The following is an 11,107-nucleotide window of genomic DNA, read 5'->3' on the forward strand; positions in this document are numbered from 1 at the left end:
GTATACTACATCATTATAGATGAATAGTAACTTCCTATCTAACGTTAATATTTTGTATTTGAAACCGACTATAAGTAAAAATCTTTTCTAACTTTATCTTTTTTTATACCAAATTGTTCGTAATATTTTTTCATAAACTTGGCAATATTATCTGCCCAATGTATATCACTAGCATATTGATTTTGTCCGGGTTCTTGTGGATTCCATCTCATTTGATACAAAGAAATTTGCTGATTTTCAAAATATTGCTTTCTAACAAATTTTGCACCACCTAAAATAGCCTTTCTAGGTGAATTCCAATCTTGCTTTTTAGCATAACTTTTACCAGTATGCACTGCATTTTCATCGAAAGCACCTATACCATAAAAGTTATAATAATGATGTTTACCATCTTTAATGCCATGAGCTAAATCTGATTGTCCATTACCTGTTTCAATAATAGCATGACTGATTAAATAAATAATATTTACTTCGTATTTATCTTGGGCATCTAAAAAGCTTTTTCCTTGTTTTTCTAATATACCTTTACCTTTTAGTATCTTATTTACTTCCGCTTCTGACATAGGAACCTTTTCAGATATGTCCATGTATTTTAGTTTATTGTCACCACGGTGAATTGACATTGCTTTTTTAATATCAGATTCATTCGCCTTTTTAAATTCACCATTTTCTTCTTTTGTATTTAGAACACCTTTATTTTGTTGTCTTGATACTGCTTCATTAAATGAAACACGTTTATCATTGTTAAATAAATTAGTATCGAAAATAATATACAAAATACCAAAAATAATAATTAGTACAATGATAACTAATGTACTCAAGCGGGCTTTACTCATATTTTTCATTTATTCAAAGCTCCTATTTATAACTATTTAGATAATACGAAATAAGCAATGACAATTGCCACGACAACTATAAAGAAAGAAACATTAATAGCAATCTTCATTCCTGTTTTATCTCTGAAAAGAACATTAAATATAACTAAGCTAATAGCTAATGACACTGCAAAAAAAGTAATGGCTAAGACTAATTTCAACATAATTAAAAAGATAATACCTATCACTAATAACACATTGGATACAATTGCCATTGCTTTTAATATATTAGGATTTATCATACGACACCTCTATTCTTTAAAATAATATTTAATATACATGATACATGATTTTTTAAATTTCTGTCGACATAAAGAAAAGAGATCAGAACATCATAGGAGAATATGCTTATCCTAGATAAAATGTTCTGACCTCAAATGTTAATTAGTCTTCTCGAGACATGCCTTTTAATAAGTTTAACATGTATGTAAGACTACGATTCATATCGTCATCTTTTAATACACCCATTAAGCTTCTAATCGTTGTTTTAGAGTTAGGGCTTGCTTGATTTGCAACATGCATACCTTTATTAAGTTTATTAAGCATTTCACTTAAATCTTTAACATTTAAGTCTCCTAATAAGAATACTAATGATGCCATATTTGAAAGTAATCCTGTATAAATATCTTTATTAAGTTCAACAGCAAATTTATTAATAATTACTTGTCTACCTTTAATACCACCATTTAATGCATCTAATATTTTCGCTTCATCTAATACTTTAACTAAGCGTATGGCTTTTAAGATACTGTCTTTGTTTTCAGATATAGCATCCAATACTTCGTTAAGACTTTCTGCTTTAACTTGTTCGGGTGACTTTTGCATACGTTTGATTTCAGTTATTCTTTCTGCCATTAGTCATTCACCTGATTTCCCGGGAAAACATAGTCCTCACGATCCCATTTTTTATCAACTCTAACACTGTATTGTGGATTTCGTTGTTTATCTACACGGAAGTTAGTTGGATTCAATGGTGACTTACCACGTTTAGAAATCACTTCCATGCGAGCGCTAGTGCGTTTATATGATGGTGTGTCTGTTTCAGGATCCACATCACTATTCGTTAGTGCATTGATTGCACCCATAGCACCATTTTCAAGCGCGTCGTTATTTAAAGGAATATAAATTTGCTTTCCGCTTACTCTATCAGTAATATGTGCTAATAAAGTAGCTTCACCTGATTCAGAGATGAATTTTAATTCTGCACCTTCATGAATACCTCGATCTTTAGCAAGCTCTGGTGAGATTTCAACAAACGCGTTAGGCATTTTGTATTTAATCATTTCAGTTTGATACGTCATATTTCCTTCATGGAAATGTTCTAATAATCGACCGTTATTAACGTGAAGGTCATAAACTTCATCTTCTTTAAAGTAATTATCAAATGTTAATGGATAAAGTTTAGCTTTACCATTATCAAAATTAAATCCTTCTAAATAAAGTAATGGTTCATCTGTACCATCTTCATGAACTGGCCATTGTAAACTATTGAACCCTTCTAAACGCTCATAACTTACTCCTGAATATAAAGGTGTTAAACGAGCAATTTCATCCATAATTTCGCTAGGATGTTGATAATTCCAATTGAAACCTAAGCGATTAGCAATAAGTTGGAAAATTTCCCAGTCAGGTTTAGAATCGCCTTTAGGTTCTAAAGCTTTATATAAACGTTGGATACGACGTTCTGTATTTGTGAATGTACCATCTTTTTCTAATGATGGGCTTGCAGGTAGTACAACATCAGCATATGTCGCTGTATATGTTAAAAATTCATCTTGAACTACCATAAAGTCTAATTTTTCAAAAGCTGCTTGAACGAAATTGATATTTGAATCAACGATACCAGTATCTTCACCGTATAAATAAAGTGAATTGATTTCACCATTATGAATACCTTCAATCATTTGATGGTTATCGCGACCTGGTTTTTTATTTAATTCTACGCCATATTCTCTTTCGAATTTAGCACGAACATCATCCGCTTCAACACTTTGATAACCTGTAATTTTGTCTGGCATACTACCCATATCACTACAACCTTGAACATTATTATGTCCACGTAATGGATAGGCACCTGTACCTGGTTTACGATAGTTTCCTGTAACTAATAATAAATTAGAAATAGCAGTACTTGAATCACTACCGATATCTTGTTGCGTAATACCCATTGCCCAACAAATAGATACTGATTCAGCTTTGGCTACTTCATTAGCAAATTTAATTAAACGTTCTTTTGGAATACCAGTTGTTTCTTCTGCAAATTCCATAGTGAATGTTGATAATGATTCATAATACTTATCAAAATCATCTACCCATTCATCTAAAAAGTCTTTGTCATGTAAATCATGGTCGATAATATATTTTGTTACTGCACTTAACCAAACTAAGTCAGTTCCTGGTTTAGGTTGGTAGAATTCATCAGCACGTTCAGCCATTTCATGTTTTCTAATATCAAACACATGAGATTTTTGGCCAAATAGTTTTTGTGCACGTTTCATACGTGACGCGATAACTGGATGTGCCTCTGCAGTATTTGTACCAATAAGTACAGTCATAGCTGCTTTTTCTAAGTCTTCAATACTACCAGAATCTCCGCCGTGTCCAACAGTTCTAAATAACCCTTTTGTTGCTGGTGCTTGGCAATATCTTGAGCAATTATCAACATTATTTGTACCAATAACTTGTCGTGATAATTTTTGCATTAAATAAGATTCTTCATTAGTTGCCTTAGACGAAGAAATAAATGCTAAATGATCTGCATCATATTTTTCTTTAATTTTAGTAAAGTTATCAGCGATTACATTTAACGCTTCATCCCACTCTACTTCATGGAATTGTCCATCTTTACGTACTAGCGGTTTAGTCAAACGTTGATCTGAATTAATATGGCCCCATGAGAATTTACCTTTAACACATGATGCAATTTTATTTGCTGGTGAATCGTGTGAAGGTTGTACTTTTAATACTTCTCTATCTTTAGTCCATACTTCAAATGAACATCCAACACCACAATATGTACATACAGTTTTAGTCTTATTGATACGTTCTTTACGCATTTCTGCTTCAGAATCTGAAATGGCAAATAATGGTCCATATCCTGGCTCAGCCTTTTTAGTTAAATCAATCATAGCAGCTAATGAACCTGGCTCTGTATCAGTCATATAACCAGCATTACCTTCCATATTGACTTCCATCATTGCATTACATGGACATACTGTTGCACATTGACCACAAGATACACATGAAGATTCATTAATAGGAACATCATTATCCCAAATTACTCTTGGGTGTTCTCTATCCCAATCAATACTAATTGTTTCATTAACTTCTATATCTTGGCATGCCTCTACACAGCGTCCACATAAAATACATTGGTTCGGATCGTAACGATAAAATGGACCATAATCTTTTTCATATGGCTTTTCTTTATATTCATAAGTTTGATGTTGGAGCCCCCACTCATCCATCGTATTATGAATTTCACAATCACCGTTGTTATAGTCACAAACTGTACAGTACAACATATGTTTTTCTAAAATACGATCTAGTGCTTCTTTTTGAGAAGCTTGAACATGGTCAGTTGTTGTATTAACTGTCATTGGTCTATCGATTGATGTTCCACATGCTCTTTCAATTTTGCCATCTATTTCTACTGTACAAGTATCACATGTTTGAATTGGTCCCATTGATTCGTTATAACAAATCGCTGGTACAAATGTATCTCTTGAACGTATGAATTCTAATAAATTGGTACCTGGTTCAACTAAATAATCAGTTCCGTCAAGGGTAACGATTAAATGTTCTTTCATACTTTCACCCCATTATATATATTTCCGTAATTGCTAACGTCATTTTCTTTTATTCCTATCCAACTACATGCCCCACATATATGAATAGATAGAATCATATTAATTGTATAACTTAAAACATACAATGTTAAGGACTTTTTACATTTTAATATAAAATTAAAGCTTTTGAGAATTGCAAAAAAAGAACAATGGTATTAACTATTAACACCATTGTTCTTTATTAATTGAAATTATGAACTTTTATTACATATTTAGATTTTCTTTTAATAAATTAGCATTTTCTTGAAGAGAGCTGTCGCTTGGCACAAAATAATATAATCCATCGTCTTGTATACCACCTTGTCCATCTAGTTGATGACGATTAACTGTATCATTTGCATCTTTATATTTACTTCTAATAGTATTCAGTTCACCTAATGATAAATCTGTCTTCACATTTTTTTGGATTTCATTCATTAAAGATGGGAAGTGTGCAATAGAAGATGCGCTAGTCATTTTATTTGCCATAGCTTCTAATATCAGTTGCTGACGTTCTTGACGTCCGAAGTCACCACCAGCACCTTCTTCTTTACGACTTCGAATAAAGCTCATTGCTTCTTTTCCATTTACGTGTGTTTTCTTTCCTTTTTCAAAATGAACGCCATTAGTTGTAAAAGTATCATTGCTGACAACATCTATACCGCCAAGTGTATCAATCATATCGTGTAATCCATCCATATCAATGGTTGCATAATGATCAATAGGTACATTCATTAATTTTTCTAATGAATTGATAGACATACTAGGCCCACCATAAGCATAAGCGTGCGCTATTTTCTCTGTTGTACCCTTTCCTACAATTTTAGCTTGTGTATCTCTAGGAACACTAACTATTTCAGTTTTTTTCTTTTCTGGGTTAATTGATAATATCATAATCGTATCACTACGAGAGCCGCCACCCTGTGCCTTACGTTCAGCATCTGAATCTACACCAAATAGTGCAATCGTAAATGGATCACCATTTTTTAAATTAACCTTTCCATCTCTCAAGTGAGAATGGTCTCTATCTAAAGGATTATGTATTTTATCGCCAGTGATAAAAACTTTAGCAACGACATAAATCACTGCTACTAAGGCTAAAATAAATAAAATTCCAATAAACCAAACTAAAATTTTTGCGGGTAGACTCATTTTATTTTTTTCTGATCTGCGCACACCCATCACTCCTTTTCCTTAACTGTGTCACATACTACATACCTTAATTATTATATAATAGAAAATTAATTTTACTATACTTCTAAAGTCTTATTATACAAAAATTAATTTAAAAGAATAATCTAAGTGTCAAATATGGACATCATATAGTGATGAGGCAATATATTTATAATATTACTTTCCGTATCCAGAACCACTATTTAAAATTTCAAGGACTTCTTTATAACATCCTTCATTACTTATAATAAATGGCGCTGCAGTTGATAAGTCTATTTGTTTGCCATCCAATGAACTCATTTTTAAACCAAGTTCTTTTGCAAATAAGAATTGAGCTGCGATATCCCAAGGTTTAGGATTAGTATTGATATGTGCACCAAATTGACCTTTAATCACTCTTAATGAATCTAAACCACATGATCCTATAATTCTATGTCCAAAGGATGCCTCATATAATTCATGCATTGTTTCATCATTCAACACTTGTGTATTAAATGATAGAATGGCATCTTTTATATCTATGATTGGCGGGGCTAATAATATTTGGTTATTATCATATGCACCTTTATTTTCAATCGCTTTATATAAATGTCCATGTGGATAATCATAGATATATGATAATTTAGGTTCTCCATCTACGAAATAACCTAGAATTATACAATAATCTTCTTGCTGTTTAACTAAATTCGCTGTACCATCTATAGGATCCATAATCCATACATGGCCTTGCCTAGGATCAATCCCTTCATTGCTCTTTTCTTCAGCAAATAATTGATGGTCTGGTAAGTGTTTACTTAAAAATTGTTGAAATTCATTTTGGATTTGCTGATCAACATTCGTCACTAAATCAAATCGATTTAATTTTGTTTCAGTATGCATATCAAAAATTAATTTAGGGATAATATTGTCTATATTTTCTAACCATTCTGTAACCATTTGATCTATATCATTTAGTTGATAATTAGTCATCTATAACACCTCTTTATTTTTTTCTATTTATCATTGTATGTTCAAATTTTATTTAAAAACTATAATTCATTAAAATCTACTCTAACACAGTCATAATATATTGTACTTAAAAATTTTAGTCCTACATTAACATTATTGACATAAAAAAATCGGCTAGTCTTATGCTAGCCGACAAATAGAAAGGAAAGTAAGTAATAAATATTGAAGATGTTTTAGTGTAACTCGAACGATTATCAGCTACCTGTTATATAGCTCTACCCCTTTGTTAATCGCTCCCCCTGTTACAAATAATATATTAACATAAACGTTTTTCATTTGTAAGCGTTTTCTAAAATTTTTTTGAGATATTTTCACTTTTTATTTCTAAAATAAGCTACAAATGTCATCATTGTCGCTTATATGATATAATTATTGTAATATGTAATGTTTATTGGAGGTGACTTTCATTGAATAAATTAGAACGTCAAAATCGACTGATACAAGAAATTCAGCAAAGTAATAAGATTACTGCTTCTGAATTAGCAAAAAGATTTAAAGTTTCAAAACGTACAATTCTTAGAGATATTGATGATTTAGAAAATCAAGGTGTACAAATACATGCATCACATGGCAGTCAAGGCGGCTATAAAATTCAAGAATCACAATCAAAAATTGCGCTAACTTTAACAGATGCTCAACTTTCTGCATTATTTCTTACTTTAAATGAAAGTCAATCTTATTCAACTTTGCCCTATGCGAAAGAAATTCAGGCTATTTTGAAACAATGTTTAAGTTTACCGCAAACACGTATACGCAAATTATTAAAAAAGATGGACTATTATATAAAATTTGAAGACACTACTCAGGTTACATTACCCAATATTTTTTCTGATATTTTAATATACTGTTCTGAGCGTAAAGTGATGCTAGTAGATTTTTACGAAGAAGATCGAACTGTTGCTGAAAATGTAATCTTTATTGGATTGTTGTGTAAAGATGGTCAATGGCATGCTATCGTATTCGAAATTGGCTTAGGTTCCACTAGAGAACTTTTAATAAGAGATATACAAGACATTTCTTATTCATTTGAAAAAACAATTAAAACACAAGATATAACAATTGATAACTATCAGCAATTTTTATCAGACCCCACCAGAAATATAAAGAACCACTCCTAATTTTATTAGGCTAGTGGTTCTTATGCACTAGCTTTAGCTAGTGTAATCCTTTATTTCACTCCTAATTCATTAGAGGTACTTGCACTTTAGTGCGTAGTAACTCTTATGCATGAACTCTTTAGTTCATGCGAACCTTTTGTTCTTAATAGCTTATTGCTATTAAGTAAGTCATACTAATTTGTTACACAAAAAGTATGACTTTAAATGATTTCTATAACTATCTCACTAGGCGACAATATACATATAGCCTGTGACATCTTTTATGTCACAGGCTATACTTCGTTTTTCTAATAAACAATAAATAGCGTCCATATAAATGATATGAGGTTATTTAATATGTGAATGGTAATTGAGGACGCTAAATTTCTTTTAGCTTTTAAATAACTAACTACCAATATAATTGCTAATATAAAGTATGCCCCAAATTCAAATGGTGATTTCGCACCACTAACATGTATTAAAGTAAACGTTACTGCTGAAATAATCCCCATAAAAATAAAATTAAACTTCTTACCTAACTCTCCGATAAGAATATGTCTAAACACCAATTCTTCAACAATAGGTGCAACAATGACAATTAAAAGAAACGCTATAGGTAAAAATAAAGGTATTTTGAATAATTGATCAAGTGCTAATTCATTTTGCGTTTCACTATACTGTAATGACTTCGGTAAAAATTGCATCAACCACTCATAAAGCGATGATGCCCCAAGTGCTATAAGTAACATAAAAATTAAGAATATCCAATGCTTTTTAACATAATTAATTCCATTACTAAATCGTTTGGGAAATGATTTTATATGCATTAAATAAAAGCTTAAAATTGCAATAATATAACTCATCACTTGTGCAACAGTCGCCATCATTGACTGCATTAATTTATCTGGGTGAGTATAATGTGTATTTAATATCCCAAAACCTACCATCGAAAATATCAATAACACAATATAGATAATTGGTATTAATAACAAATCTCTCCACGCAATATCTTTAAAACGATATCCTTTGTTCGAAAGTTTCATATTATGTATCCTTTCTTTTTATCTTTATATCTAAACGGAGGCTTTATGAATTCGCAAGAAACATTTACCCACATAGAATTAAAATTAACTCAACTCATTATGATAACTGAAAAGTTAAAGTATTATATACTTTTTAATCATAACAAATTCGAGACTACATTAAACGAATTTACCACTTTACTCATTGAAGAATCTCACTGGATTACCTCACAATTATCAGATCAATTTAAATCCACTGATCTAAATTTAAACAATTATAAAAATTTAATCACCTTTTTCAACGAACATCCTTTTAACATTACAAAAAATGGAGACAGTTGCCAAACCATCAATCATTATCAATTAATGATTTTCGACAGTTTAACTTATTATAAATCTTATACCTATTAAAAACTTCTTTCTCTACAATATTCAATGAATACACATTAACCTCTAAACAACTATTTATTTTAATTTTTATTGTTTTTTAATTTTTTTGTAAAAGTTTTATACTTTATTCTAATATGCAATTTGTAAATTAATAATATTAGCGTTATAATCGGATATGATTAAGCAATTATTTGAGGAGGATGATCATGCTTGGTTTCTCGGTATCTATAGGACAAAGATTGAATGAATCTTATATTCTATCAATGGTATCTCAGGGATACGATACCATTTTTACTTCCCTTCAAATACCAGAAGAAGATGATCAATTTAAACTGTCGCATTTGGGAGAATTGTGCCAGTTATTATCGCAATATTCAATCACTTTTATTATTGATGTAAATCCTTCTTTACTTAATCACCACTTTTACAGTTTATTAGATCAATTCTCAAACGGGGAATTTGTTATTAGAATTGATGATCAACTTAATGTGAATCTTATTCTTGATATTCAAAAAAGAGGATATCAATGTTGTATTAACGCTAGTACAATAACGCATCATATATTATCTACTATTTATAGTAATCCAAATATTCGAACACTTGTTTATTGTCATAATTATTATCCTAGACCCGATACAGGATTAAGTTTGTCATCACTTCAACAGCAAAATAATCTTATTCATTTATTCGATCCAAATGCTAAGATATTTGCCTTTATTCCTGGAACAAACTTAAGAGGTCCTCTATACAAAGGCTTACCTACAATAGAAAATCATAGGCATGAACATGCTATTCAAGCTGTACATGAACTACAATTAACTGGTATTAATACTATCGTTATTGCTGATAATGGTTTAGAAATCAATTTAGCTAAACAACTTTATCAAATATTTGTTCAACATCACTTTGTATTGCATATCATTAATGTTGAAAATAATGATGATCATTTATTAAATCTATTATATGCAAAACACCATGTAAGAATTGATTCGCCCGAACATGTCTTCCGTTCTCAAACATCTAGATTAATGGTGAATCAGAAAATTACACCGATTGGTATCGAACAACGTTTGCCTGGAGATATTACTATCGATAACTACCTTAATGGTCGTTATGAAGGTGAACTTCAAATTATTAAAACATCTCTTCCAGGACATTCAAATATCAATCGTCTTGCACGTATTTGTAAACAAGATCTTCCTTTTCTTAAGATCATACAGCCAGGCGATACTTTTGAATTTATATGTTTAAAGGAGACATAAGCATTGAATGATTTAACAACTGAATCACGTAACGCACAAACAATGCATTTAGATGAAATGTCAATTCAAGATGCACTTAAAACAATGAATCAAGAGGATCAATTAGTTCCTAAAGCTATAGAATCTATTATTCCAAAGTTAACAAACGTTATTAATGAGTCAATTGCAAAATTTAGTCAGCACGGTAGATTGATATACATTGGTGCAGGAACAAGCGGTAGATTAGGTGTACTAGATGCTGCTGAATGTGTACCAACTTTTAACACTTCACCAAATGAAGTAATAGGTATTATTGCTGGAGGCCCTAAAGCGATGACAGAAGCTGTTGAAGGTGCCGAAGATAATGAAGCGCTTGGTCAAAAAGACTTAGAGAATATTGGTTTAACTGAAAATGATATTGTTATAGGTATTTCTGCAAGTGGGCGCACACCTTATGTTAAAGGTGCTTTAACT

Annotated in this window: 10 protein-coding genes; 3 read left to right on the forward strand and 7 right to left on the reverse strand. The window is 31.0% G+C overall.

The window, feature by feature from the left end:
- Positions 1 to 68: 68 nt before the first annotated feature.
- The 6 genes from CD121_RS07525 to CD121_RS07550 all read right to left on the reverse strand — a co-directional run bounded on the left by CD121_RS07525 (position 69) and on the right by CD121_RS07550 (position 6,844).
- Entirely contained in the window at positions 69 to 845 is a 777-nt protein-coding gene (locus CD121_RS07525; RefSeq protein ID WP_046467130.1) for an N-acetylglucosaminidase, read from the reverse strand.
- 23 nt (positions 846 to 868) lie between these two features.
- Positions 869 to 1,117 carry a hypothetical protein gene (locus CD121_RS07530; RefSeq protein ID WP_159463839.1) on the reverse strand — a complete coding sequence of 83 codons (249 nt, stop codon included), beginning with the start codon at positions 1,115 to 1,117 and terminating at the stop codon, positions 869 to 871.
- Positions 1,118 to 1,259: 142 nt separating this feature from the next.
- A complete protein-coding gene (locus tag CD121_RS07535) occupies positions 1,260 to 1,730 on the reverse strand; it encodes a helical membrane plugin domain-containing protein (protein WP_017636452.1) in 471 nt (156 codons plus the stop codon).
- Complete coding sequence (gene fdhF / locus CD121_RS07540) at positions 1,730 to 4,684, reverse strand: formate dehydrogenase subunit alpha (RefSeq protein WP_017636453.1); 2,955 nt, start codon at positions 4,682 to 4,684, stop codon at positions 1,730 to 1,732. The genes CD121_RS07535 and fdhF overlap by 1 nt, the downstream gene beginning before the upstream one ends.
- 243 nt (positions 4,685 to 4,927) lie before the next feature.
- Positions 4,928 to 5,878, reverse strand: a complete 951-nt coding sequence (locus CD121_RS07545; protein WP_126567767.1) for an LCP family glycopolymer transferase — start codon at positions 5,876 to 5,878, stop codon at positions 4,928 to 4,930.
- Positions 5,879 to 6,052: 174 nt separating this feature from the next.
- Positions 6,053 to 6,844, reverse strand: a complete 792-nt coding sequence (locus tag CD121_RS07550) for an inositol monophosphatase family protein (protein WP_046467128.1) — start codon at positions 6,842 to 6,844, stop codon at positions 6,053 to 6,055.
- A 446-nt stretch (positions 6,845 to 7,290) separates the two neighbouring features.
- Here CD121_RS07550 and CD121_RS07555 point away from each other — a divergent pair, with 446 nt between their 5' ends.
- The gene (locus CD121_RS07555) at positions 7,291 to 8,001 is read left to right on the forward strand and encodes a helix-turn-helix transcriptional regulator (protein ID WP_046467127.1); all 711 of its coding nucleotides are present in this window, start codon (positions 7,291 to 7,293) and stop codon (positions 7,999 to 8,001) included.
- A gap of 287 nt (positions 8,002 to 8,288) precedes the next feature.
- On the opposite strand, the gene CD121_RS07560 is transcribed toward CD121_RS07555, so the two are convergent.
- Positions 8,289 to 9,023: a CPBP family intramembrane glutamic endopeptidase gene (locus CD121_RS07560; RefSeq protein ID WP_126567770.1), complete on the reverse strand. Its 735-nt coding sequence runs from the start codon at positions 9,021 to 9,023 to the stop codon at positions 8,289 to 8,291.
- A 575-nt stretch (positions 9,024 to 9,598) separates the two neighbouring features.
- On the opposite strand from CD121_RS07560, the gene CD121_RS07565 reads away from it, so the two are divergent.
- Together CD121_RS07565 and CD121_RS07570 are read left to right on the forward strand one after the other, a co-directional pair.
- Positions 9,599 to 10,654, forward strand: a complete 1,056-nt coding sequence (locus CD121_RS07565) for a MupG family TIM beta-alpha barrel fold protein (protein WP_126567773.1) — start codon at positions 9,599 to 9,601, stop codon at positions 10,652 to 10,654.
- A 3-nt stretch (positions 10,655 to 10,657) separates the two neighbouring features.
- Positions 10,658 to 11,107, forward strand: a 450-nt coding sequence (locus CD121_RS07570) for an N-acetylmuramic acid 6-phosphate etherase (protein WP_126567775.1), incomplete at its 3' end; no start/stop codon positions are given.

This window comes from Staphylococcus pasteuri, assembly GCF_003970495.1.
Classification (GTDB): domain Bacteria; phylum Bacillota; class Bacilli; order Staphylococcales; family Staphylococcaceae; genus Staphylococcus; species Staphylococcus pasteuri.